This window comes from Geomesophilobacter sediminis (assembly GCF_016458275.1).
GTDB classification, from domain to species: Bacteria; Desulfobacterota; Desulfuromonadia; order Geobacterales; family Geobacteraceae; genus Geomesophilobacter; species Geomesophilobacter sediminis.
In genome coordinates, this window is sequence record NZ_JAEMHM010000010.1 from 1 (window position 1) to 23854 (window position 23854).

Annotated in this window: 20 protein-coding genes; 2 read left to right on the plus strand and 18 right to left on the minus strand. The window is 64.0% G+C overall.

The window, feature by feature from the left end; genetic code table 11:
* Window positions 1-120 precede the first annotated feature (120 nt).
* The 18 genes from JFN93_RS12855 to hemW all read right to left on the minus strand — a co-directional run bounded on the left by JFN93_RS12855 (window position 121) and on the right by hemW (window position 22134).
* Window positions 121-1317, minus strand: a complete 1197-nt coding sequence (locus tag JFN93_RS12855) for an acetylornithine transaminase (RefSeq protein ID WP_199384497.1) — start codon at window positions 1315-1317, stop codon at window positions 121-123.
* 161 nt (window positions 1318-1478) lie between these two features.
* Entirely contained in the window at window positions 1479-2357 is an 879-nt protein-coding gene (gene argB / locus JFN93_RS12860; protein WP_199384498.1) for an acetylglutamate kinase, read from the minus strand.
* A 101-nt stretch (window positions 2358-2458) separates the two neighbouring features.
* A complete protein-coding gene (locus JFN93_RS12865; RefSeq protein ID WP_199384499.1) occupies window positions 2459-3595 on the minus strand; it encodes a hybrid sensor histidine kinase/response regulator in 1137 nt (378 codons plus the stop codon).
* 208 nt (window positions 3596-3803) lie between these two features.
* Entirely contained in the window at window positions 3804-6443 is a 2640-nt protein-coding gene (gene alaS, locus JFN93_RS12870) for an alanine--tRNA ligase (RefSeq protein ID WP_199384500.1), read from the minus strand.
* 7 nt (window positions 6444-6450) lie between these two features.
* Window positions 6451-6915, minus strand: coding sequence for a regulatory protein RecX (locus tag JFN93_RS12875; protein WP_199384501.1), 465 nt, complete (start codon window positions 6913-6915; stop codon window positions 6451-6453).
* Entirely contained in the window at window positions 6916-8067 is a 1152-nt protein-coding gene (locus tag JFN93_RS12880) for a type IV pilus twitching motility protein PilT (protein ID WP_199384502.1), read from the minus strand.
* Window positions 8068-8085: 18 nt separating this feature from the next.
* The gene (gene recA, locus JFN93_RS12885; RefSeq protein WP_199384503.1) at window positions 8086-9081 is read right to left on the minus strand and encodes a recombinase RecA; all 996 of its coding nucleotides are present in this window, start codon (window positions 9079-9081) and stop codon (window positions 8086-8088) included.
* A gap of 277 nt (window positions 9082-9358) precedes the next feature.
* Entirely contained in the window at window positions 9359-11335 is a 1977-nt protein-coding gene (locus JFN93_RS12890) for a sensor histidine kinase (protein WP_328753916.1), read from the minus strand.
* Window positions 11336-11386: 51 nt separating this feature from the next.
* A complete protein-coding gene (locus JFN93_RS12895) occupies window positions 11387-12634 on the minus strand; it encodes a CinA family nicotinamide mononucleotide deamidase-related protein (protein WP_199384504.1) in 1248 nt (415 codons plus the stop codon).
* Window positions 12631-13080 (minus strand): phosphatidylglycerophosphatase A family protein, encoded by a 450-nt coding sequence (locus JFN93_RS12900; protein ID WP_199384505.1) that lies wholly within the window; start codon window positions 13078-13080, stop codon window positions 12631-12633. Before JFN93_RS12900 ends, JFN93_RS12895 begins: the two co-directional genes overlap by 4 nt.
* Window positions 13077-14222, minus strand: coding sequence for a nickel pincer cofactor biosynthesis protein LarC (gene larC, locus JFN93_RS12905; protein WP_199384506.1), 1146 nt, complete (start codon window positions 14220-14222; stop codon window positions 13077-13079). The genes JFN93_RS12900 and larC overlap by 4 nt, the downstream gene beginning before the upstream one ends.
* A 97-nt stretch (window positions 14223-14319) precedes the next feature.
* Window positions 14320-15069, minus strand: coding sequence for a nickel pincer cofactor biosynthesis protein LarB (gene larB / locus JFN93_RS12910; RefSeq protein WP_199384507.1), 750 nt, complete (start codon window positions 15067-15069; stop codon window positions 14320-14322).
* Window positions 15070-15398: 329 nt separating this feature from the next.
* A complete protein-coding gene (locus tag JFN93_RS12915) occupies window positions 15399-15923 on the minus strand; it encodes a phospholipase D-like domain-containing protein (protein ID WP_199384508.1) in 525 nt (174 codons plus the stop codon).
* A complete protein-coding gene (gene dnaJ, locus JFN93_RS12920) occupies window positions 15920-17035 on the minus strand; it encodes a molecular chaperone DnaJ (RefSeq protein ID WP_199384509.1) in 1116 nt (371 codons plus the stop codon). The genes JFN93_RS12915 and dnaJ overlap by 4 nt, the downstream gene beginning before the upstream one ends.
* Window positions 17036-17127: 92 nt before the next feature.
* Window positions 17128-19047 carry a molecular chaperone DnaK gene (gene dnaK, locus JFN93_RS12925; protein ID WP_199384510.1) on the minus strand — a complete coding sequence of 640 codons (1920 nt, stop codon included), beginning with the start codon at window positions 19045-19047 and terminating at the stop codon, window positions 17128-17130.
* Between the two features lie 215 nt (window positions 19048-19262).
* The gene (gene grpE / locus JFN93_RS12930) at window positions 19263-19820 is read right to left on the minus strand and encodes a nucleotide exchange factor GrpE (RefSeq protein WP_199384511.1); all 558 of its coding nucleotides are present in this window, start codon (window positions 19818-19820) and stop codon (window positions 19263-19265) included.
* A gap of 19 nt (window positions 19821-19839) precedes the next feature.
* Window positions 19840-20871 carry a heat-inducible transcriptional repressor HrcA gene (gene hrcA, locus JFN93_RS12935; RefSeq protein ID WP_199384512.1) on the minus strand — a complete coding sequence of 344 codons (1032 nt, stop codon included), beginning with the start codon at window positions 20869-20871 and terminating at the stop codon, window positions 19840-19842.
* Between the two features lie 117 nt (window positions 20872-20988).
* Window positions 20989-22134, minus strand: coding sequence for a radical SAM family heme chaperone HemW (gene hemW / locus JFN93_RS12940; RefSeq protein WP_199384706.1), 1146 nt, complete (start codon window positions 22132-22134; stop codon window positions 20989-20991).
* Window positions 22135-22296: 162 nt separating this feature from the next.
* On the opposite strand from hemW, the gene JFN93_RS12945 reads away from it, so the two are divergent.
* Entirely contained in the window at window positions 22297-23076 is a 780-nt protein-coding gene (locus tag JFN93_RS12945; protein ID WP_199384513.1) for a carbon-nitrogen family hydrolase, read from the plus strand.
* A gap of 101 nt (window positions 23077-23177) precedes the next feature.
* Entirely contained in the window at window positions 23178-23852 is a 675-nt protein-coding gene (gene tolQ, locus JFN93_RS12950; RefSeq protein WP_199384514.1) for a protein TolQ, read from the plus strand.
* The last annotated feature ends 2 nt before the right edge of the window (window positions 23853-23854 follow it).

Sequence of the window (23854 nt, forward strand, 5' to 3'; positions counted from 1 at the left end):
CTTCTACGCAGACGTCAAGAAAAAAATGACTGTACTGAACAACTTTTTTAAAGCAAAAAGCTAACCGGACAACACTGCCCCGGCCCCCCTTTTTCAAAGGGGGCCGGGGGAGTAATGGAACTATTTTTCCGTCTCGATGAGCAGCTCTTCCAGGATCTTGATCATCTCGTTAACTTCCTGCTTGGTAACGGTCAGCGGCGGAACGAAACGGAGCACCTTCTCCTGGGCACAGTTGAGCAGCAGGCCGCGCTCCAGGGCTTTCTTGACGATGTCCCCGCCCGCGATGTTCAGCTCTACTCCGATCATCAGGCCGATGCCGCGCACTTCCTTGATGCAGGAGTACCGCTTGCCGAGGGCTTCCAGCTCGCCCATCAGGTACTCGCCCATCTCCTCGCACCGGTTCAGGATTCCCTCTTCGAGGATCGCCCGCACCGTTGCGACACCGGCCGCGGTGACCAGCGGATTACCGCCGAAGGTGGAGCCGTGGGTCCCGGGGGTGAACGCCTCCGCGATCTTGTCGGTGGCGAGCATGGTCCCGATCGGAGCGCCGCCGGCCAACGCCTTGGCGAGCGTCATGATATCCGGGGTAATGCCGAAGTGCTCGTGGGCGAAGAGCTTGCCGGTCCGCCCCATCCCGACCTGGACCTCGTCGAAAATGAGGAGCAGGCCGTTTTCGTCGCAGATCTTCCGGACTTCCTGGAAGTACTCCGCGGACGGGACCACCACGCCCCCTTCACCCTGGATCGGCTCCAGCATGATGGCGCAGGTCAGCGGGGAGACCGCGTCGCGCAGGGCCTTGGCATCGTTGAACGGCACGTGCCGGAACCCGTGCAGCAGCGGGTCGAAGAATTTCTGGACCTTCTCCTGCCCGGTCGCGGACACGGTGGCCATGGTCCGGCCGTGGAAGGAGGAAATCGCGGTGATGATTTCGTAGCGGTCCGCGCCGTACTTCTCCCGGCTGTAGCGCCGGGCCAGCTTGATCGCCGCCTCGTTCGCCTCCGCGCCGGAGTTGCAGAAAAACGCCTTGTCCGCGAAGCAGTGGCTGCAGAGAATTTCCGCGAGCTCGATCTGCTGCGGGATGTGGTAGTAGTTCGAGCAGTGGATCAGCTGGGAAGCCTGGTGCTGAAGCGCCTTTACCACCGAAGGATGGCAGTGCCCCAGGTTGTTGACGGCGACCCCGGCGAGGAAGTCGAGGTATTTCTTGCCGTCCGCGTCCCAGAGGGTGCACCCTTCGCCGCGGACCGGGACCAGGGGATACCGCCCGTAGGTCTTCATGATGTACTTGTCCGCTTTGGCAATCCATTGTGCTGAGTTCATTTCTATGTCCTCCAGGGGGTCAGGGAACGGTAGTCGGGGATCGGGGGAAAACCGATCCGGATCCGCGCTCCGTGGCCGCGCTGTTTAAGGCCTTTATGTCCTGCCTTCCGGGAAAGAAACCAACAAAGTCCCCCATGGTGAAGGGGGCAGATAAGGACCGGTTACGCCAATATCTCGGTGCCGATCCCGACGTTGGTGAAGATCTCGAGCAAGATGGCGTGCTCGATGCGGCCGTCCACGATATGGGCCTTCTTCACCCCGGCGCTCAGGGCGTCGGTGCAGCAGGTGACCTTCGGGATCATTCCGCCGGTGACGGTGCCGTTTTCGATGAGGGTCGGGACGTCGCTGAGCGCGATGCTGGAAAGGAGATCGCCGCTCTTGCTCTTCACCCCCGACACGTCGGTCAAAAGGATCAGCTTTTCCGCGCCGAGCGCCGAGGCGACCTTGCCGGCCACGAGATCGGCATTGACGTTGTAGCTCTCCCCTTCTCGACCGACCCCGATCGGGGCAATGACCGGGATGAATCCTCCTCGTTCGACGGCGGTCAGAAGCGCCGGGTTCACCTCGACCACGTCACCGACGAAGCCGATATCCACCTGCTCCACACTCCCGTCTTCCTTTTTGACCTGCTTGAGCATCTTCTCGCAGATGAGCAGGCTGCCGTCCTTGCCGGACATCCCGGCCGCACGCCCGCCGTGCTGGTTGATCAGCCCCACCACTTCGCGGTTCACCTGACCGGTGAGCACCATCTCCACGACCCCCATGGTTTCCGCGTCGGTCACGCGCATCCCCTGGACGAACTCGGAGACGATGCCGTAACGCTTGAGGGTTTCGTTGATCTGCGGCCCGCCGCCGTGGACGACCACGGTGTTGATCCCGATGTATTTGAGCAGGATGACGTCCAGGGCGAAGGATTTGCGGAGCTTCTCTTCCGCCATCGCGTGGCCGCCGTATTTTACGACTATGGTTTTCCCCGAGAAGCGCCGGATGTACGGAAGCGCCTCCATGAGGGTACTTGCCTTTTCGATAAGTTTTTGCATGAACGGCCTCAATGAGAGCTGGCTATAGAAAGTCGCTAATATAACAGATGGGGTAGCGATTAATCAACTAAAAGAGGGGCGGTGCAGGGTTGTAAACGGAATCAGGAGGCGCCTTCGACGGAGGTGGGAAGGTCGATGACGACGCGGGTGCCGATCCCCGCCTCGCTTTCGATGTTGATGCTCCCGCCGTGCTTGCGCACGAACTCGCGGGCGTAGAAGAGTCCGAGACCGAATCCCCTGATCTGACCGGCCTTTTCGGCATCGACCTGGTAGAACTTCTCGAACACCTTGGGGATTTCCTCTTTGTCCATCCCGATCCCGTGGTCCTCGACGGTGATCTGGCAGCTCGCCCCCTGGTTGGAAACGGTGATCAGGTAGGTCCCCCCCTCGCGCGAGAACTTGACCGCGTTGTCCACGACCTGCTCCAGCGCGAACATGATCAGCTCGCGGTCCAGCAGCAGCGGCGGGACCTGTTCGATGTTCCAGGTCCCCTTCACGCTCGGCTTGACGCCGCGCTCGGCAACATGCTTCACCAGTTCCGGGATCATGGCGGCCAGGTCGCACGGCTCCCGGCGGAGCTCCCGTTCGGTGTCCATCACCTTGGAGAAGGCGAGGAGGTCGGTGACCAGGCTGCCCAGGTAACAGGCTTCGTCGGAGACCAGGCGGAGATTCTCACGGTCGGTCGGGCTGTCCGGGTCGTAGACCCCCGAGGCGAGGTTCTGCATGAAAAGCGAGATGACCGTGATCGGGGTGCGCAGCTTGTGGGAAATGAGGGAAAGGAAGCTGTTCTTGAGCCGGTCCAGGTTCTTGAGGTTCGCGATCTCTTCCTTGAGCGCCTTTTTGACCAGCGCTTTTTCGACCGCGCTCCTCAGTTGCAGGAGGTTGAGCGGCTTGGTGATGAAGTCGTCCGCGTCCTCCTTGAGGGCGTTCAGGATGATTTCCTTGTCGGCGTACCCGGTCATGATAAGGACGACCAGGGTCGGCTCGCGCTCCTTGAGTTTCCTCAGGAGCTCGATCCCGTTCACCTTCGGCATCATCACGTCGGTGAGGATGACATCGATGCCGCCCCGCTCGAAGATCCGGAGCGCCTCGTCACCGTCGCCGGCCTGGACCGTATTGTAGTCGTGGAGCGCACGCGCGCAGAGGTCGCGGATGACCGATTCGTCGTCGACGATGAGGATGGTCTTGGTCTCCCGCTCGAGGCGCTGGGACAGATCAGCCTGTTGGGTGAGTTGCATGCGCGCTCCGACTGCTTCGTTGATCCCGCTCCCGCGGGGAGAGGGCCATTACCTCCCTCTCCTTCAAGGAGAGGGGCGGGGTGAGGATGGGGTTCGTCCTCGTTCCCAGGCTCCAGCTTTGTAACCGATCTTGGAAGCTGGAGCTTCCGGAAGAAATTGCGTTCCCAAGGCTGACCTTGGGAACGAGAGTTGTGGTAATCGGCCTGTGTTACCCGATGATCCCGTACACCGCTTCCAGGGCCTCGCCGAGCTGTTCGGGACGGGTGCCGCCGGCCTGGGCGAGTTCCGGCTTGCCGCCGCCGTTGCCGCCGATGATCGGGGCAACCTGGCGGATGATGTCGCCGGCCTTGAAACGGGAGGTGAGGTCGGAGGTGACCGCCACGAGGAGGTTCGCCTTCCCGGCCTCGCCGCAGCCCAGGGCGATCACGCCGCTGCCGATCCGCTCCTTGAGCGAATCGGAGAGCTCGCGCAGCCCCTTGGCATCGCTTCCCTCGATCTTCACGGAAAGGACCTTTACCCCGTTCACCTCGCGGGCCTGCCCCAAAAGATCGGAAGACTTGGACGCGTTGATCCTGGCGGTGAGCGCCTCGACCTCGCGCTGCAGCTCACGCTGGCGCGCGACAAGCTTCTCGGCCTTCTCGACGACGGTGCCCCCTTCGGACTTGAACAGGGCGGACAGGGCGCGCTGCTCGTCTTCCAGGCCGTGGACATAAGATACGGCCCCGGTCCCGGTGGTGGCTTCGATGCGGCGCACCCCGGCGGCGATCCCCTGCTCGGAAAGGATCTTGAAGAGCCCGATCTCGCCGGCGCCGTGGACGTGGGTCCCGCCGCAGAGTTCCTGGCTCACTTCCCCCACCTTCACCACGCGGACGGTGTCGCCGTACTTCTCGCCGAAGAGCGCGGTAGCGCCGGCGGCGAGCGCCTCTTTCACCGGCATCTCGCGGGCGATGACTTCGTCGTTTTGCATGATGAAGCCGTTCACCAGGGTCTCGACCCGGCGGATTTCCTCGGCGGTCATCGCCGAGAAGTGGGTGAAGTCGAAGCGGAGGCGATCCGGGGCGACCAACGAGCCGGCCTGCTTGACGTGCTCGCCGAGCACGGTGCGCAGCGCGGTCTGGAGCAGATGGGTCGCGGTGTGGTTGCGGGCGGTCGCGGCGCGCAGCGCGGCGGCGATGGTCAGATCGGCGGCGTCGCCGACCCGCAGGGTGCCGGAGGTCACCTTGCCGCGGTGCACGATGAGGTCGGTGAAGGGACGCGCGGTCCCGGTCACTTCCAGGTGCCCCTTGCCGGTGGAGATGGTCCCGGTGTCGCCCGCCTGGCCGCCGGACTCGCCGTAGAACGGGGAGAGCGCGGTGATGACCTCGACCTCGTCACCCTCGTTGGCCTCCTCGACCGTGGTGCCCCCTTTGAGGAGCACGGCGATCTGCGAGTAGGCGGTCTGCTCGGTGTAGCCGACGAACTGGCTCCGGATCCCGTTGCCGTGGAGTTCCTTGTAAACCGAGGCCAGCCCTTCTTCGCCGGAACCCTTCCAGTTTTCGCGCGCCTTCACCCGCTGCCGCTCCATGGCCAGGGCGAAGCCGTCCTCGTCCAGGGTGAACCCCTCGGCGTCGACGATGTCGGCGGTCAGGTCGACCGGGAACCCGAAGGTGTCATAAAGCTTGAAGATGACCTCGCCGGAGATGACCGTCTCGCCCGCTGCCTTGAGACGCGCGGTCTCCTCGTTGAGGATGGCGAGGCCGCGGTCGAGGGTCTCGGCGAAACGCTCCTCCTCGGCCTGGATCACCTTCTTCACGTAGTGCTCGCGCTCGATGAGCTCCGGATAGGCGTCGCCCATCATCTCCTTCACCGCGTCGACCACCCGGTAGAGCACCGGCTCGGAGACCCCCAGCATCTTGGCGTGGCGCGCGGCGCGGCGCATGATGCGGCGCAGGACGTAGCCGCGCCCTTCGTTGCTCGGGAGCACGCCGTCGCAGATCAGGAAGGTGACGGCGCGGGCGTGGTCGGCGATGACGCGCATGGAGACGTCATCCTTGTCGCTGTTGACGTTTTCGCGGTACTTCTTGCCGGCCAGCCGCTCGATGTGACGGATGATCCCCTGCAAGAGGTCGGTATCGTAGTTGGAGGTCACCCCCTGCATGACGGCGGAGATGCGCTCCAGCCCCATCCCGGTGTCGACCGACGGCTTGGGAAGGGGAGTGAGGGTGCCGTCCGCGGAGCGGTTGAACTGCATGAAGACGTTGTTCCAGATCTCCATGTAACGGTCGCAGTCGCAGCCGACGGCGCAGTCCGGGCTGCCGCAGCCGGTGCCGGGACCGTTGTCCCAGAAGATCTCGGTGCAGGGACCGCAGGGACCGGTGTCGCCCATGGCCCAGAAGTTGTCCTTCTCGCCGAAGCGGTAGATCCGCTCCAGCGGCACCCCTTCCTGCTTGTGCCAGATGTCGGCGGCCTCGTCGTCATCGGTGTAGACGGTGACGTAGAGCCGGTCCTTGGAAAGGCCTAAGTCCTTGGTGAGGAACTCCCAGGCAAAGTGGATCGCTTCCTTCTTGAAGTAGTCGCCGAAGGAGAAGTTGCCGAGCATCTCGAAGAAGGTGTGGTGCCGGGCGGTCCGGCCGACGTTCTCGAGGTCGTTGTGCTTGCCCCCCGCCCGGACGCATTTCTGCGAAGAGACGGCGCGGATGTAATCGCGTTTTTCCAGCCCGAGGAAGCAGTCCTTGAACTGGTTCATGCCGGCGTTGGTGAAAAGAAGGGTCGGGTCGTTCTTCGGGATCAGGTTGGAGCTCTCCACCAGGGTGTGCCCCTGGGACTGAAAATACTGGAAGAACCGCGCCCGAATCTCTTTGCCTGTCATAGAAACCTCAGATCATAGTGGAATTAAGCTTAAGCTCTTTGCTGATCGCGCCCAGCGCGAAGCCGCGGCGCATTAGGTAGCTCACCACCCGCCGTTTTTCCTTGTCGGTGGCGGCTTGCGGGTCGAACCCGGAAAAGCGCCGGGCGATGAGGGCCGCCAGGGTCTCCTGCGCGGGAAACTCCTCCTCCAGCTCGCCCAGGGCCTCCCGGATCACGCTTTCGGCCACCCCGCGCATCTTGAGTTCGCGGCGCAGCCGCTCCCCGACGTAGCGCCCCCCCCGCAAGGCCCCCTCCGCGAAGATCCGGGCAAACCTCAGGTCGTCCAGGTAGGAAAGTTCCTTGAGCCGGGCGACGGCGCCGTCGATCCCGTCGGCGGGATACCCTTTCGTCTTCAGCTTGCGGCGCAACTCCGCCTCGCTGTGGTCCCTGAGGGCCAGAAGGCGCAGCCCCGCGTCGAAGGGGGTGGTGGACATCTAGTATTTCTCGATCACCGGCTCCTCGGCTTCGGGCTGCTCCTCGGCCTTGACGAAATCGTCCCAGCTCGAGTCCGAGGTGGAGGAGATCCCGGAGACCTTCAGGGCGAAGTCGTCCGGGTTCGAGGACTGGCGCACCGCCTCCTCGTAGGTGATCAGCTTGTGGGTGAAAAGCTGCATGAGCGACTGGTCGAAGGTCTGCATCCCGTAGGTGGTGAAACCCGCGGCGATCGCCTCCGGGATCTGCTTGGTCTTCTCCTTGTCGTCGATGCAATCCCGGATCCGTGCCGTCCCCATCATGATCTCGACCGCCGGCACGCGCCCCTTCCCATCGGCGCGCGGCACCAGGCGCTGCGAGACGACCCCCCGGAGGATGCCGGAGAGCTGCATCCGCACCTGCCGCTGGTGGAACGGCGGAAAGACCGAGATGATGCGGTTCACCGTCTCGGCCGCGTCCAGGGTGTGCAGGGTGGAGAGAACCAGGTGACCGGTCTCCGCAGCCATCATCGCGGTCTCGATGGTTTCGTAGTCGCGCATCTCGCCGACCAGGATGACGTCCGGGTCCTGGCGCAGCGCCCCGGTGAGCGCCTTGCCGAAGGTCAGGGTGTCGAAACCGACCTCGCGCTGGCTCACCAGGCTCTTCTTGTCCTTGTGCAGGTATTCGACCGGATCCTCGATGGTGATGATGTTGCAGGTCCGGTTCTCGTTGATGTAGTCGATCATCGATGCGAGCGTGGTCGACTTGCCGCTGCCGGTGGTCCCGGTGACCAGGATCAGCCCGCGCTGTTCCAGGGCGAGCTTCTTCAGTACCTGCGGGAGGTTCAGCCCCTCCAGTGACGGCACCGTGATCGGGATGGCGCGGAGCACCATGGCGACGGTGCCGCGCTGGGCGAAGACGTTCACGCGGAAACGCCCGAGCCCCGGGACCCCGTAGGCGAGGTCGACCTCGAACTGCTCCTCGAAAATGCCCTTCTGGCGCGCATTCATGATGTTCAGCGCCATGTTGCGCACCCCTTCCGCCGTAAGACGCTCCGCGTTCGGGATGGCGCGGAGCTTCCCGTCGATGCGCACGATCGGGGGGACGCCCGCCTTTAGGTGGACGTCCGACCCTTTGGCCTTCACGGCCACGGTCAGGATTTCGTTGAGTTCCATTTTTTTGGCCTTTGGCCGTTAGGCCGCCGGAGCCGCCTCCGGAGCGAGCAGTCGACCCCTGATCTCCTCGGTGATCTCCGGGTGCTCCTTCAGGAATACGCGGGAGTTCTCGCGCCCTTGCCCGATCCGCTCCTTGCCGTAGGAGAACCAGGCGCCGCTCTTGTCGATCACCCCGCGCTCCACCGCGAGGTCGAGGACGTCCCCTTCGCGGGAGATCCCCTCACCGTAGAGGATGTCGAATTCCACTTCCTTGAACGGAGGTGCCACCTTGTTCTTGACGACCTTGACGCGGGTGCGGGAGCCGATGACGTCGTTCCCCTGCTTGAGCGAGGCGATCTTGCGGATGTCCATGCGGACCGAGGCGTAGAATTTCAGCGCGTTGCCGCCGGTGGTGGTCTCCGGGTTGCCGAACATGACGCCGATCTTCATCCGGATCTGGTTGATGAAGATGACGCAGCAGTTGGACTTGGAGATGATGCCGGTCAGCTTGCGCAGCGCCTGGGACATGAGGCGGGCCTGGAGCCCCATGTGGGAATCCCCCATATCGCCTTCGATCTCCGCCTTGGGGACCAGGGCCGCGACCGAGTCGACGACGAGGACATCGATGGCGCCGGAGCGGACCAGGGTCTCGGCGATCTCGAGGGCCTGCTCGCCGGTGTCCGGCTGGGAGACCAAAAGGTCGTCGGTTTTCACGCCGAGCTTCCGGGCATAGCCGATGTCGAGGGCGTGCTCGGCGTCGATGAAGGCCGCGATCCCGCCGGTTTTCATCGCCTCGGCGATGATGTGCAGGGCCAGCGTGGTCTTACCCGAGGATTCCGGTCCGAAGATCTCGATGACGCGGCCGCGCGGCACACCGCCGACCCCGAGGGCGAGGTCGAGGGAGAGCGAGCCGGTCGGGATGGAGGCCACGTCCGGCAGCGCTTCTTCGGTACCAAGCCGCATGATCGCGCCTTTGCCGAACTGTTTTTCTATCTGGCTGAGCGCCAGGTCTATTGCCTTTTCACGGTCTTGCATGGGAAGGTCTCCTTGTTGGCTCACATTAGGCCAGCTATGACATGTAACACATCTGTTCCAGGCATTTCAAGCACATCCGTTGGAAATCACTCCCGGTTCCGGGAATGGTGCCACCCACGCCAATCGGTTCAACCGAAGCGCCTTTCGCTGCTTTAGGCCTGTGCCTTGTTTTACCTGTGGGAGCGCCATTCCTGGCGCGAATTCCGCTGGCGATTCGCGCCAGGAATGGCGCTCCCACCGGGTAAGCCGCGCGAACTCTGAACTCTGAACTCTGAACCTAGAACAGCTCCGGCTGGTGGGTTTCCTGCTCCAGGGGGAGGATCAGGTAAAAGGAACTCCCCTGGTTGCTGTCGGCCCATACCATGCCGCCGTGCGCCTCCACCATCCCTTTTACGATGGCGAGCCCCAGGCCCGCTCCCTTGCCGGCCAGGTTCCCCCAACCGCTCGAATGATGCCGGATGTCGCCGATCTCGTAGAAGATCTCGAAGATCCGGCGCAGTTCCTCCGGAGGGATGCCGATCCCGTTGTCCTTGACCGCGACTTCCATGAAACAGCGCCCGCCGGAGCGCGCCACGAAGCCGGGATTGAACCGCTCCAGGTCCTCGCGGCGCCGGGCCAGATCGTCCGGGTCGAGCACCCGCCCGGTCACCACGATCTCCCCACCTTCCGGGGAGAACTTGATGGCATTCAAAAGGAGCTCGCTGAAGACCCGCTCCAGATATTCCACGTCCCCCTCGAAGAAGGGGAGCTGGTCCAGTTCCCGGATGTGCAATTTCTGACGCCGCCCGCTGAGCAGGGGTTGGTACTGCTCCTTCAAGAGCTCGATGAGTACCTGCAGGTGCATCGGGGTTTTGTTGAGCTCGCCGCCGCGCGCCTCCAGCTTGATCAGCTTCAAAAGGTCGGTGACCAGTTCCTTCAGGCGCAACCCGCCGTCGCGCACCATCTCCAGGACCGCCCGGTTCTCCCCTTTCTCCACCGCCAGAAGGTGCTCGGCCCCGGAGATGATGGAAGTGAGGGGGGTGTTGAACTCGTGGGAGACCATTCCCAGGAACTGGTTCTTCATCCGGTCCAGCCGACTCAGCTCGAAGTTCGCCTGCTCGACCAGGGTAAGGTTCTCGCGGAGCTTCGACTCGGAAATCGAGAGGTTGTGGCTGGTCTTCTCCAGGAGGCGGTGCGACCGGAGCAGCTCGGTGCTCTTCCAGTTCAGCTCCTCGAACAGGCGCGCCTTCTCCAGGGCGCTCCCCATCTGCCGCCCCACCGCCGACAGGAACCGCAGTTCCTCATCCGAGTAGGTTCGCTCCGTCTCGTGGAGCAGCTGCATCACCCCGATGCGCACCTTGCCGGCCAGAAGCGGCACCTCGGAGAGGGCGGTCCATCCCGATTCACGCAGCTCGGCGGGAAGTCCAGCGCTCTCCCGCTGGGTCACCTCGAAGGAAATCCGGCTCTTGGAGATCCCCTCCCCCAAAAGCTGCACCAGCGGCTCGCTCACTCCCAGGGCGCAGGCCTCGCCCAGATGGCGGTCTTCCCCCTCGAAGAGGCGCACCGTCCCTCCGGTCGCCCCGAGGAGGTCCATCACCTCCCGCAGGGTCCGCTCCACGACCGCGGAAAGCTCCTCGCCGCCGTGCATCCCGGTGAGGATCGCGTTGAGCAGGGAGAGCTCGCGGTTGCGCTGCCGAACGGCCTGCTCGGCGGCGAGCTTCTCGGTGACGTCCCGCATGATGCAGTGCACCACCCGCTCGTTGTTGAGCGGGATCACCCGGGCGTCGATCTCGGCCTGGAAGCTCGTGCCGTCCTTGCGGCGCAAGGTGAGCCCCACCGCGTCGGCCCGCCCCCGGCGCCGAAGCCGGATCACCAGGGCGCGGAACTTGTCGTACTCCTCGGGGGGAACGAGGTCGGTCATCTTGAGGGCGTTCAACTCCCCCTTGCTGCAGCCGAAGAGCTCGGCCCCCTTCCGGTTCATCTCCTCCAGGGCGCCGGTGTCGGCGTGGAAGACGAAGATGGCGTTGCCCGCCCCTTCCAAAAGGCTCCAGTAGCGCCGCGCCGACTTTTCCACCTCGTCCTGCATCTCGTCCAGCTCGTGCCCCAGGCCGGCCCGGGCTTCCTTTTCACGGCGCCGCTGGCTGAAGACAAGCTTTCCGATCGCCCAGGCAAGCGCCAGGGTGGAGATGGTCAGAAGCCACCCCGGAAACATCAGGAAGTGCCCGACCAGCAGGATCAGGAGGTTGAGCAGGATGAAGAGCGTAAGCGGCGCCACGGTTCAAAGCTCCCTTCGATCGATGCGGTCGGCGTCTCCTCGTGAGACGGTTTACCCCTTCAGGGTGAGCAGACGCCGACGTAAAAGGTTGAGTGCGGTGTAGGTGGTGAAGACGCGGACCCGCTCGCGATCACCGGGAAAAAGGTAACCCCTGGCCTCGCAATCCGCGGCGTCGGCCAGGGCAATGTACACGGTTCCTACCGGTTTTTCCGGCGTCCCCCCGTCGGGCCCGGCGATGCCGGTGACCGAAAGGGCGAGGGTGCTCCCGCTGTTGAGTCGGGCTCCCTGCGCCATGGCGCGGGCGACTTCGGCGCTTACCGCCCCTTTCGCCTCGATCAGCTCCGCGGGGACCCGGAGCAGGCGGGACTTGGCGGCGTTGCTGTAGGTCACCGCCCCTTCCAGGAAATAGGCCGAGCTGCCGGCGCGGGCGGTGATGCGCGCGGCGATCAGGCCGCCGGTGCACGATTCGGCCAGCGAAAGGGTGGCGCCGGTTTCCAGGAAGAGCCGGGCCAGTACCTCGTCGATGGTGTCCTCGTCCTCCGCGATCAGGTACTCGCCGACCCGCTCCCGGACCAGCGCTTGGGCCGCATCGACCGCGGCGCTGCTTTCGGGAACGCCGCGGAGGATGATGTGCACCTCGGGGAACTTGAAGCAGTAGGCAAGCTCCACCCCGGGAGGAAGCTGGATCCCCTTGATCAGCGCCCCGGCCTCGGCCTCGGGGAGCCCGAACAGCTTGAGCACGCGTCTTGGGAGCGCGCCCGGGTCGCCGAAGGCTTCGATCAGGGCAGGGATGACGGAATCTTCCAGGATCCGCTCCATCTCGTACGGGACCCCGGGCATGAAATACGCGGTGGCCGCCTCGATGGCGACGGCAAACCCGAGGGCGGTGCCGAGCGGGTTGTCGAGCAGCCGCGCCGTCTGGGGGAGGAAGGTCTGCCGCTCGTTTTCGGCGTGGAGCTGCCGGTTCATGCGCCGGGCAAAGGCCTGCAGGTGAGCCAGGGCCTCGGGGCGGGAAGCGAGCGTGGTCCCGGCGGCATCGGCCGCGGCCGCGGCGGTGAGATCGTCCTCGGTGGGACCGAGCCCCCCGGTGACGATGACCGCGGCGTTGCGCCGGGCCAAGAAGAGGAGCGCCTCGGCAATGGCGGCGCGCTCGTCCGGGACGCTTTTGGTCTCCCGGACCCGGAAGCCGCGCGCGAAGAGGCGTGCCTCGATGTGGGCCGCGTTGGTGTCGACGATCTCCCCGCAGAGAAGTTCGTTTCCTATCGAAAGGACCGCGAGGTTCGGGAGGGTGGCGGTCACAGGTACCTCATGACGAGATGGGTGGCGGCACAGGCATAAAAGCCGGCGGCGACGTCGTCCAGGACCACGCCGTAGCCCCCTTTGAGGTTACGGTCCAGCCAGCGTGCCGGCTGTGGTTTCAGGATGTCGAAGACGCGGAAAAAGAAAAAGCCGCAGAGCACGCTGACGACCGAGACCGGGACGCCGGCCATGGTGAAGAGGTATCCCGCGACTTCGTCGATGACGATCTTGCCCGGATCGTGCTCGCCGAAAACCAGCTCGGCTTCCCCGGCCACCCAGCAGGCGAAGACGGTGAAGGTGACCGCGGTCAACAGGTAGATCCAGAGCGGCAGCGGCGAGAGGATGAGGAAAAACGGTATGGCCCCCGCCGTCCCGAAGGTTCCCGGGACGATGGGAGCGAGGCCGGTGCCAAACCAGGTAGCCAGGAGGACGATGCAGCGCTTCATCCGTTCTCCCTTCCCACGATCCGGTACACCTCGAGCAGGGGGATGCCCCTCTCCAGGGCAATGCGGCGGCATTCCTCGTATTCCGGCGCCACCCGTCCGTTGCCCAGCACCTTCACCCGCATCTTGCCAAGCGGAGTCTCCCGCTCCTCGACCCGGCGCGGGATCACGATCCGGCGCGCCGGATAATGGCGCAGCCCGATGGCGGTCGATTCGGCGAAGATGATCCCGGAGAGCCGATCCAGGTCCGCCTCCCGGGCGATCACGGTGAGCTTCGTCGCCGGACGGTTCTTTTTCATCTGGATCGGGGCGAGCGCCACGTCGAGCGCCCCCGCTGCCAAAAGCCGCTCCATGACGTAGCCGAAAACTTCGGCCGGCATGTCGTCGATGTGGGTCTCCAGCACCAGGACCTGCTCGGTTTCCGCAGTCGGCATCCCGAGCACCAGCCGGAGCAGGTTGGGGAGGTCCGGGAAATCCTTCTCCCCGGCGCCGTAGCCGATCTTTTCCACGGTGAACCCGGAGGGGGGACCGAACCCCTCGGCAAGCGCGGCGACGATGGCCGCGCCGGTCGGGGTCACCCGCTCTCCCGGCCCGATGGGACCGGTGACCGGAATCCCCTGCATGAGTTCGGCGGTGGCCGGGGCGGGAACGGGAAGAAGCCCGTGCGCCGTCTTCACGAAACCGCTCCCGTAGGGAAGCCCGGACGCCTTTACCTGTTCCACCCCGAGGTATTCCAGACCGATGGCGGTCCCCACGATATCCACGATGGAGTCGATCGCCCCCACCTCGTGGAAATGGACCCGCTCCAGATCGACGCCGTGCACCTTCGCCTCGGCCTCGGCCAGCCGCAGGAAAATCCGGCCGGCGCGCGCCTTGACGCCGTCGGGGAGCTGCGAGTCCTCGATGGTCCGGGCGATATCGCCGTAGTGGCGGTGCGGCTGGTCTTCCTGTTCCAGGATGACCCGGAAGGAGCTCCCGCCGATGTGGTGCCGCTCGGTCCGTTCCGATTCCAGCCGGTAGCCGGTGTAAGGGAGCGGGGCGAGCCCGTCTCTCAGCACGTCTAGGGGGAGCCCGAGATCGATCAACCCGGCCACGGTCATGTCACCGGCGATCCCGGCAAAGCAGTCCAGATACAACGTTTTCATAGAGAACCTGTTCAGAGTTCAGAGTTCTGAGTTCTGAGTTCGGAGTTGAAAGCTGGGGCACAACTTTGAACTCGGAACTTGGAACTCTGAACCGAATTTACCTTCGGTTGATGAGGCTCGCCGCGTAGGCCGCGCCGAACCCGTTATCGATATTGACGACGGTTACCCCCGCCGCGCAGGAGTTGAGCATGCCGAGAAGCGCCGCCACCCCCTGGAAAGAGGCCCCGTAGCCGACCGAGGTCGGCACCGCGATGACCGGCTTGTCCACCAAGCCTCCCACCACCGAGGGGAGCGCCCCTTCCATCCCGGCGACCACGATCAGCACCGACGCCTCCGCCAGGACCTTACCCTTGGCGAGCAGCCGGTGCAGCCCGGCCACCCCGACGTCGTAGAGCGCCGCCACCTCGTTTCCCATCAGTCGGGCGGTAAGGAGCGCCTCGGCGGCCACCGGGATGTCGGAGGTCCCGGCGCAGACCACGAGCACGGTGCCGGCGCCGCGGATCTCGATCTCGTGCTGCTCGATGGTGAGGGCACGGGCCTCGGGATGGTAGACCGCCTGGGGGAACTGCTCGCGCAGCTTGGCCCCCTTTCCCGGGGTGACCCGGGTGGCAAGGATGTTCCCCCCCTTGGCGAGGAGGGCGGTGATGATGGTCCTCATCTGCGGGACGGTCTTCCCCTGCCCGAAGATCACCTCGGGGAAGCCCTGGCGCAGGGTCCGGTGGTGGTCCACCGTGGCGCAGTCGAGCTCCTCGAAGGGGAGGTGCTTCAGGCTCTGCAGCGCCTGTTCCACCGGCAAGGTCCCATCCTTCACGCCGGTGAGTATCTTTTCAATACTATTTAACTGCATGGAATAACTCTCTATTCAGACACCGCCATGACTGAGCCGGCGCACTGTATGCACTTGATAGAAAAATGCCGTAAAGGCTAACACAGATGAGCCCGATTGGCTGCAAAAAAGTGTTCGTTTTCGGAAGGAAAAGCCGCTGCAAACAAATGCTCACCGTCCTCCCTGGCAAAGGGCTCCGCTCTCACTGTGGGAGCGACATTCCTGTCGCGATTGACCACTCCTGATCGCGACAGGAATGTCGCTCCTACAGGCAGTATGAAGCCGCGCCCGGAAGGGCGCTCCCACAGGGAAAGGCGAAGTTCTCCAATCCCCCTGGAAGTGCTCCACTTTTACTGGATCCGCTCCAGGTACCTCCGCACCTCGAGGGCCAGTTCGGGGGAGTCCAGAAGAACCGAGAGCTCGTTGTTGTGCCTGAGCGCGGCCTGGGTGAGGTTGTGGCTGCCGATGACCACGTAGCGGTCGTCGATGGCGATGGCCTTGGCATGGGTGACCCGCCGGCCGCGGGGATTGACCACCCGCACTCCGCCCCGGGCGAGCGCCTTCAAGGCGGCCTGGTTCTCCATCCCGATCTGGTCGGCACCTTCCAGGATCACGGTCACGTCGACCCCGCGGCGCGCGGCGCGAATCAGCTCGGCGGCTAGCTGCCGGGGGAGGTTCCCCGGCTTGTCGCCTATTTTGAAAAGGTAGTATGCGCAGATGACGCTCCGCCTCGCCTGGCTGATTCGCCCGGCGAGGACGGAGGAATATTGGTCGTTTTGCAGCAGGAGGACGCGCGCCGGAAGGTCCTGCGCGCAGAGGGGGAGCGGCACCAGCAGAAAGAGGAGGAGCGCCGCGCGACGGAGCCCCTTTTTCAACTGAAGAGGTCCATCATCTTGGAGAAGAAGTTCTTGCGCATCGGCGTGGCGTCTTCTCCGCTGATCCTGGCGAACTCCTCGAGGAGATCGCGCTGTTTCTGGTTCAGGTTGGTCGGGGTCTCCACCTTGGCAATCACCAGGTGGTCGCCGCGGCCGTATCCCTGCAGGGCCGGAACGCCCTTGCCCCGCATCCGGAAGATGGTGCCGGACTGGGTCCCTTCGGGGATTCTCAGGTTCACCCGGCCGTCCAGGGTCGGCACCTCGATCTCGCAGCCGAGCGCGGCTTGGCTGATGCTGATCGGGATCTCGCAGATGACGTCGTTGTCCTCGCGGCGGAAGATCGGGTGCTCGCGCACCGAGATCACCACGTAGAGGTCGCCGTTGGTCCCCCCCTTGGTCCCCTGCCCCCCTTCGCCGGAGAGCTTGAGGCGAATGCCGGTCTCCACGCCGGGCGGGACCTTGACCGAGATGGTCTTCTTGTCGCGGACGCTCCCGGTCCCTCGGCAGGCGGGGCAGGGGGTCTCGACGACCCGCCCTTCGCCGTTGCAGTGCGAACAGGTCTTGCTGACGCTGAAAAAGCCCTGCTGGAAGCGGACCTGGCCGGCGCCGCGGCAGGTCGGACAGGTTTTGGGCTCGGTCCCTTCCTTGGCGCCAGAGCCGTTGCAGGTGGTGCAGCGCTTGGCATAGGGGATGTCGATCTTCTTCTCCACCCCGAAGGCGGCCTCCTCGAAGCTGATCTCGAGGTTGTACTGCAGGTCGTCGCCGCGCCGGCCGCGGCTGCCGCGCGGGCGGGCACCGAAGACGTCACCGAAGATGTCGCCGAAGATATCCCCGAACGGGGAGCCGGCCCCGAACCCGCCGGAGGAGAAGCCGCCCCCGCTCACCCCGGCATGGCCGAACTGGTCGTAGCGGGCCCGCTTTTCCGCGTCGGAGAGGACCTCGTACGCTTCGCCGATCTCCTTGAAGCGTTCCTCGGCCTCCTTGTCCCCCTGGTTCTTGTCCGGATGAAACTTGACCGCAAGCCGCCGGTACGCCTTCTTGATCTCGGCGTCGGAGGCGTTCCGGTTCACCTCTAGAGTCTCGTAGTAATCCTGCTTATCCCCGTTAGCCAAATCGAATCCTTTTGTAACGCAAAGAGCAGCGCCTCGATTTCAAGACGCTGCCCGTGCGTGGTTTGGGTTGCTACGGCCCTTCGCAAGAAGGGTTACTTCTTCTCGTCTTTCACCTCTTCGAAGTCGGCGTCGACGACTTTCTCGCCCTTGGCGCCCCCTTCGGCTTCCGGGCCGGCCTGCGGCTGCTCGGCACCAGCCTCGCCCGGCTTGGCTTTCGCGTAGACCGCTTCGGCCAGCTTGTGGGAAGCCTCCATGAGAGACTCGCTCGCCTTCTTGATCTCGTCCGGGTCGTTTCCTTCCAGGGCCTTCTTGAGGGCGGCGACGCCGTCTTCGATCTTCTGCTTCTCGGCAGCGTCGATCTTGTCGCCGAACTCCTTGAGGGATTTTTCGGTCTGGTAGACGAGGCCGTCGGCCTGGTTGCGGGCTTCGATCAGCTCGCGCTTCTTCTTGTCGTCGGCGGCGTGCGCCTCGGCCTCGCGGACCATCTTCTCGACCTCTTCCTTGGAAAGACCGGAGGAAGCGGTGATGCGGATGGACTGCTCTTTGCCGGTGCCGAGGTCCTTCGCCGAGACGTGGACGATGCCGTTCGCGTCGATGTCGAAGGTGACTTCGATCTGGGGGACGCCGCGCGGTGCGGCCGGGATCCCGGAGAGCTCGAAGTTGCCCAGGGTCTTGTTGTCGGACGCCATTTCGCGCTCGCCCTGCAGGACGTGGATGGTGACCGCCGGCTGGTTGTCGGCCGCGGTGGAGAAGACCTGGGACTTGCGGCACGGAATGGTCGAGTTCTTGTCGATCAGCTTGGTCATGACGCCGCCCAGGGTCTCGATGCCGAGGGAGAGCGGGGTCACGTCGAGGAGCAGGACGTCCTTCACGTCGCCGCGGAGCACGCCCCCCTGGATGGCGGCGCCGATGGCGACCACCTCGTCCGGGTTGACGCCGCGGTTCGGGGTCTTGCCGAAGATGTCCTGGACCTTCTTCTGGACCGCCGGCATGCGGGTCATGCCGCCGACCAGGATGACTTCATCGATGTCGGAGGGGGAGAGCCCGGCGTCCTTGAGGGCGGTCCGGCAGGGACCTTCCAGCTTGCCGATCAGCTCGGCGCAGATCTGCTCCAGCTTGGCCCGGGTGAGCTTCATGGTGAGGTGCTTCGGACCCGAGGCGTCGGCGGTGATGAACGGCAGGTTGATGTCGGTCTCAAGCGACGTGGAGAGTTCGCACTTCGCCTTCTCGCCGGCTTCTTTGAGACGCTGCAGGGCCATTTTGTCGCCGCGCAGGTCGATCCCCTGGTCTTTTTTGAATTCGTCGGCGATCCAGTCGATGATCTTCTGGTCGAAGTCCTCGCCCCCCAGGAAGGTGTCGCCGTTGGTTGATTTGACCTCGAAGACCCCTTCGCCAAGCTCCAGAATGGAGATGTCGAAGGTACCGCCGCCCAGGTCGAAGACCGCGATCTTCTCGTCTTTTTTCTTGTCCAGGCCGTAGGCCAGGGCGGCCGCGGTCGGCTCGTTGATGATACGGAGCACGTTCAGGCCGGCGATCTTGCCGGCGTCCTTGGTCGCTTGGCGCTGGGAGTCGTCGAAGTAGGCCGGGACGGTGATGACGGCATCGGTCACGGTCTCGCCGAGGTAGTCCTCAGCGGTCTTCTTCATCTTCTGGAGCACCATCGCCGAGATTTCCGGCGGAGAGTACTTCTGGTTGCGCACCTCGACCCAGGCGTCGCCGTTGTCGGCCTTGACGATCTGGAACGGGGAGATGGCGATGTCCCTGCGGACCGCTTCGGTATCGAATTTCCGCCCGATCAGACGCTTGATGGCGAAAAGGGTGTTCTCCGGGTTGGTGACCGCCTGGCGCTTGGCCTGCTGGCCGACCAGACGCTCGCCGCTATCGGTCATGGCCACCATGGAAGGGGTGGTGCGGCTCCCCTCGGCGTTTGCTATGACAACCGGTTCCCCACCTTCCATAACTGCGACGCAGGAGTTGGTGGTACCGAGGTCTATACCTATAACTTTGCTCATGTAATGTTCCTCCTATGGTGGTAGCTGCAAGCGAAAGCTAGTCATCCCCTTTTGGAAAAACAAGGGGACGGTGAAAAAAAACGTTCTACGCTCGGCGTTCGACGTTTTGACCGATCGGGAAAGCAGCAGAATCAACCTCTTCGCTGCCCCAATCTCACGTTGTCCGGTGCTGTAAAGCGCCTCCAACGTCGAACGCCGAACGTCGAACGGGTTCTTTATTTCGGCGCGATCGCCACCGACACCATCGCCGGGCGCAGCAGGCGCTCGTTGATCAGGTACCCCTTCTGGAACTCGGCGACCACCGTGTTCGGTGCCTGCTCGGTGCTGACCACCTGGGTCATCGCCTGGTGCAGCGCCGGGTCGAACGGGGTTCCCGGCGGGGTCTCGATCGGGGTGACCCCGTGCTTCTTGAGCGCACCGAGGAGCATGGAGAGGGTGAGTTTCACCCCTTCGATGACCGGGCTCTCATCCTCGACGTGCGCCAGGGCCCGCTCCAGGTTGTCCACCGCGGGAAGGATCTCCATGATGAACGACTCGTTGCCGTACTTGAGGATCTCCTCCTTCTCGCGGCTCGCCCGCTTGCGGTAGTTCTCCAGATCGGCGCGTTCCCTCAGGAACTTGTCCCAGTTGGCCGCGGCCTCCTGCTCTTTCTGGGCCAGCGCCTCTTCGAGTTCCTTTATCCGCGCGGCCCCTTCGTGCGGGGGTTCCAGTTCCAGCACTTCCTCGTGCTCCCCGGGCTCGGCCGTAAGGTTCGGGTCCTTGGTTACTTCCATCAGCTTTCTCCTTTTCTATCTATTCAACTTCCAGCAATCTGCTGATGAGCTTCGCGGTGTAGTCGACGATCGGAATGACCTTGCCGTAGCCCATGCGGGTCGGGCCGATCACGCCGAGGACGCCGACGGTGTCCTTGCCGGTCATGTAGGTCGAGGCGATCAGGCTCATCCCCTCCATCCGAAGCAGCGGGGAATCGGCCCCGATGAAGATCTGCACCCCCTCCGCCTCAAGAGAGCGGTCCAGCAGATCCAGGAGCAGGTTTTTCTGCTCGAAGGCGCGGAAGATCTCCCGCATCTTCGCGGTGTCGGCGAATTCCGGCTGGTCCAGGATGTTCGCCTGGCCGTCCAGGAAAACCTCGCGGTCGTCGTCTCCGAGCACCTCCTCAGAAAGCTTCAGTGCCCGGGCGAAGAGGGAATCGTAGCGCGCCTTCTCGCTTTGCATCTCCTGCAGCAGCCGCTCCCGCACCTGGGCGATGGTGAGGCCGTGCAGCAATTCGTTCAGGTAGTTGGACATCCGGACCAGGTCTTCCTGGAGGATTTCCTGTTCGGTCTGGATCAGGCGGTTTTGCACCGCCCCGCTCTGGGAGACGAGAATGGCCAGGATGCGGTGGCTCCCCAGTTTCACGAACTCGATCTGCCGGTAGACGTGCGCCGCGAACCGGGGCGCCATGACCACCCCCATGTAGCTGGAGGTCGCCGATAAAAGCCGGGAGGTCTCCTTGAGGACGTCGTCCACGTCCTTGCCGGTGAAGTTGCACCGCTTCAGGATCTCTTCCTGGTTCCCCTGCTGGAGGTTGCCGGCGGAAAGGATGGAGTTCACGTAGAAACGGTACGCCTTGTCGGTCGGCACGCGCCCGGCGGAGGTGTGCGGAGAGACGAGAAATCCCATCTCCTCCAGATCCGCCATGACGTTGCGCACCGTCGCCGGGGAAAGCGAAATCGGGTGACTGCGCGTGATGGTCCGACTCCCGACCGGCTCCGCCGTCGCGATGTAGTCCTCGATCACCGCCTGCAGGATCTGCTTACTTCGTGCGGTAAGCTGCTCGTCCATATCCACGTCACCATCCAAAGGGCAGATTAGCACTCAAAAGTCCAGAGTGCTAACCCGCTTAAGTTAGCAATCGACCTATTTTTTGTCAAGGGGGTTGGGTCAGGGATTTCCAAGGCTTTACAGAAACTCGGCGAAGACGGTGTTGGCGAGAATGACGGCCTTCGGTGCCAGGCGCAACCGGTCGCCGTCGCGCTCCAGGAGGCCGCGCTCGATGAGGCCTTGCGCCCGATCCAGGTAAGGGGCCAGCGGACCGGCTCCGAAGCGGCCGGCGAGCTCACCGACATCCACCCCGGCCAGAAGCCGCAGTCCCAGGAAAAAGCTTTCGGCAAGGGCGTCTTCCAGGGTGAGGGGGATGCGGTCCCGGGTCGGCAGGATCCCCTGGCTAAGCGCGTCGCGGTATTGCTCCGGGGAGGGGGCGTTGCTCCAGCGCTCGCCGAGCCCGTCGGTATTGAGAAAGGAGTGCGCGCCGGCGCCGAAACCGAGGTAGCTTGCGCGGCGCCAGTAGACGCTGTTGTGCCGGGACTGCCGTCCCGGTCGGGCGAAATTAGAGATTTCATAATGCTCGTAGCCGGCGCCGGTCAAAAGCCGCGCGGTCGCCTCGAACATCTGCGCCCCCTCGTCCTCCTCCGGCAGGGGAAGCTCGCCGCGCCGCTCCAGGGCGGCAAAAGGCGTTCCCTCCTCGACGGTGAGGGCGTAGGCGGAGATGTGTTCGGGGGCCAGGACTGCGGCGGTGCGCAGCGCCGTCTCCCACTGGGCCAGGCTCTGTTCCGGAAGCGAGTGGATGAGATCGATGCCGAGGTTGTCGAACCCGCCGCAACGGGCGGCATCCACCGCGTCCAGGGCCTCGCGCACCGAATGGATCCGCCCCAGGCGGGCGAGGAGCCGGTTCTCGAAGGCCTGGATGCCGATGGAGATGCGGTTCGCCCCGGCGCTGCGAAAGCCGCGGGCCCGGTCGACCGAAAGGGTGCCGGGGTTGGCCTCCAGGGTGATTTCGGCATCGGGTTCCAGGCGGAAGAGCCGGTCCGCCGTCTCGATGACCCGCGCGAGGTCGCTGGGCTCCATGAGCGACGGGGTACCGCCGCCGAAATACATCGTCGGAACCTGTACCGGTCGGGAGAGGGTGCGGGAGACCGCCTCCAGTTCCCGGACCAAAAGCTCCGCATATTCGGCAGGAGAAAACCGCCGCTCGGCGCGGGAGTTGAAGTCGCAGTAGAGGCATTTCTGGACGCAGAACGGATAGTGCAGGTAGAGCGAGATGTGCATGCCGGTCATTGAAACACATCGGGCGCCGTAAACACAATGACAAAGGACGGATTGGACGGATCCGGCGGATCGGATCGATCCGTCCGATCTTGCTTTAATGATCTTCTTGAAATCGCCCTCTCATCCTATTACACTACCGCTTTCAATGACGCGGGAGGGACCATGGATCGCAAGATAAAAGCGGCAGCCGTGCAGTTCACCATCGCCCTGGGGGAGATCGAAAAGAACCTGGAGCAGGCCAAAAGCGCGCTGGCCCGTCTGGCAAAACAGCAGGTCGAGCTGGTGGTTCTCCCGGAAATGTGGGCCACCGGCTTCTCCTACAAGGATCTCAACCGGCTCGCCCAAAAGACGCCGGAGGTGGTCGCCGAGATCGCCCGGCTCTCTGCCGACTACGGCATGGTGATCGTGGGAAGCCTCCCGGAGCCGCACGGTGAGAAGGTCTACAACACCTCCTACGTCGCCGACCGCGGCCAGATCGTCGGCAGCTACCGCAAGATGCACCTTTTCTCCCTCATGGGTGAGGACCGCTCCCTCGACGCCGGCGACGCCGCCGTGGTCGTCCCGACCAGCGTCGGCAGCATCGGCCTCATGATCTGCTACGACATCCGATTTCCGGAACTCGCCCGGCGCCTCACCCTCGACGGGGCCTCGATCATCGCGGTCCCCGGGGAATGGCCGAAGCCGCGCCAGGACCACTGGCGCACCATTCTCCGCGCCCGTGCCATGGAAAACCAACTTTTCGTCATCGCCGCCAATGCCTGCGGCGTCACCGGCAAGCTCGACTTTTTCGGGGACAGCCTGGTGCTCGGGGTGAAAGGGGAGATCCTGGGCGAGGGGGGATACGAGCCGGGCGAGGTGGTGGCCGAGCTCGATCCCGCCGAGATGCTCAGCTGGCGCGGCCAGATCACCTGTCTGAAGGACCGGCGTCCCGACTGTTACTGACGCAGCCTTCGCGCGGCGTGCACTTTCTTTCCTGTTGACTTAGTTTTGCGGAAGGCCTATTTTTCTGTATTTGTACACACTTTTAGCGGAGGTACGCATCCTTGGGCATGCTCGCTTCGACCGGCCTGGTCGTTAAACTGGTCCTCGGCATTTTGCTTTATTTCTCCGTCGTCTCCTGGGGAATCATCTTCTACAAGCTGCTGCAGGTCTACCGCGCCAACAGCGCCTCCCAGCACTTCCTCGAATTCTTCTGGAAAGCCAAACGCTTCGACGCCATCGCCACCCAGCTGGACCGGTTTGAAAACTCGCCGCTGGCGGTCCTTTTCAACGAGGGTTACGGCGAGCTGAAAAAGCTGCAGGAAAAGGTGGTGGAAAAATCCGATCCCAGCGTCATCAGCACCGATCTGGGGGGGATCGACAACATCGCCCGCGCCCTGCGCCGCGCCACCACCAGCGAGATCACCCGCCTGGAGAAATATCTCACCTTCCTCGCCACCACCGGCTCCACCGCCCCGTTCATCGGGCTTTTCGGGACCGTCTGGGGGATCATGACCGCCTTCCAGGGGATCGGCCAGGCCGGATCGGCTTCGCTGGCCACCGTCGCCCCGGGCATCGCCGAAGCGCTCATCGCCACCGCGATCGGCCTGGTCGCCGCTATCCCGGCGGTAATGGGGTACAACCACTTCCAGCAGAAGATCAAGGTGCTCATCTCGGAAATGGACAGCTTCTCCACGGAACTGCTCAATATCGTTCAGCGTAACTTCGCGGGGAGATAATC

Bases quoted from the DNA above. Each gene is read 5' to 3' on its own strand.
- JFN93_RS12855 (WP_199384497.1), bottom strand. From the start codon at position 1,317: ATGAACTCAGCACAATGGATTGCCAAAGCGGACAAGTACATCATGAAG.
- argB (WP_199384498.1), bottom strand. From the start codon at position 2,357: ATGCAAAAACTTATCGAAAAGGCAAGTACCCTCATGGAGGCGCTTCCG.
- JFN93_RS12865 (WP_199384499.1), bottom strand. From the start codon at position 3,595: ATGCAACTCACCCAACAGGCTGATCTGTCCCAGCGCCTCGAGCGGGAG.
- alaS (WP_199384500.1), bottom strand. From the start codon at position 6,443: ATGACAGGCAAAGAGATTCGGGCGCGGTTCTTCCAGTATTTTCAGTCC.
- JFN93_RS12875 (WP_199384501.1), bottom strand. From the start codon at position 6,915: ATGTCCACCACCCCCTTCGACGCGGGGCTGCGCCTTCTGGCCCTCAGG.
- JFN93_RS12880 (WP_199384502.1), bottom strand. From the start codon at position 8,067: ATGGAACTCAACGAAATCCTGACCGTGGCCGTGAAGGCCAAAGGGTCG.
- recA (WP_199384503.1), bottom strand. From the start codon at position 9,081: ATGCAAGACCGTGAAAAGGCAATAGACCTGGCGCTCAGCCAGATAGAA.
- JFN93_RS12900 (WP_199384505.1), bottom strand. From the start codon at position 13,080: ATGAAGCGCTGCATCGTCCTCCTGGCTACCTGGTTTGGCACCGGCCTC.
- larC (WP_199384506.1), bottom strand. From the start codon at position 14,222: ATGAAAACGTTGTATCTGGACTGCTTTGCCGGGATCGCCGGTGACATG.
- larB (WP_199384507.1), bottom strand. From the start codon at position 15,069: ATGCAGTTAAATAGTATTGAAAAGATACTCACCGGCGTGAAGGATGGG.
- dnaK (WP_199384510.1), bottom strand. From the start codon at position 19,047: ATGAGCAAAGTTATAGGTATAGACCTCGGTACCACCAACTCCTGCGTC.
- grpE (WP_199384511.1), bottom strand. From the start codon at position 19,820: ATGGAAGTAACCAAGGACCCGAACCTTACGGCCGAGCCCGGGGAGCAC.
- hrcA (WP_199384512.1), bottom strand. From the start codon at position 20,871: ATGGACGAGCAGCTTACCGCACGAAGTAAGCAGATCCTGCAGGCGGTG.
- hemW (WP_199384706.1), bottom strand. From the start codon at position 22,134: ATGCACATCTCGCTCTACCTGCACTATCCGTTCTGCGTCCAGAAATGC.
- JFN93_RS12945 (WP_199384513.1), top strand. From the start codon at position 22,297: ATGGATCGCAAGATAAAAGCGGCAGCCGTGCAGTTCACCATCGCCCTG.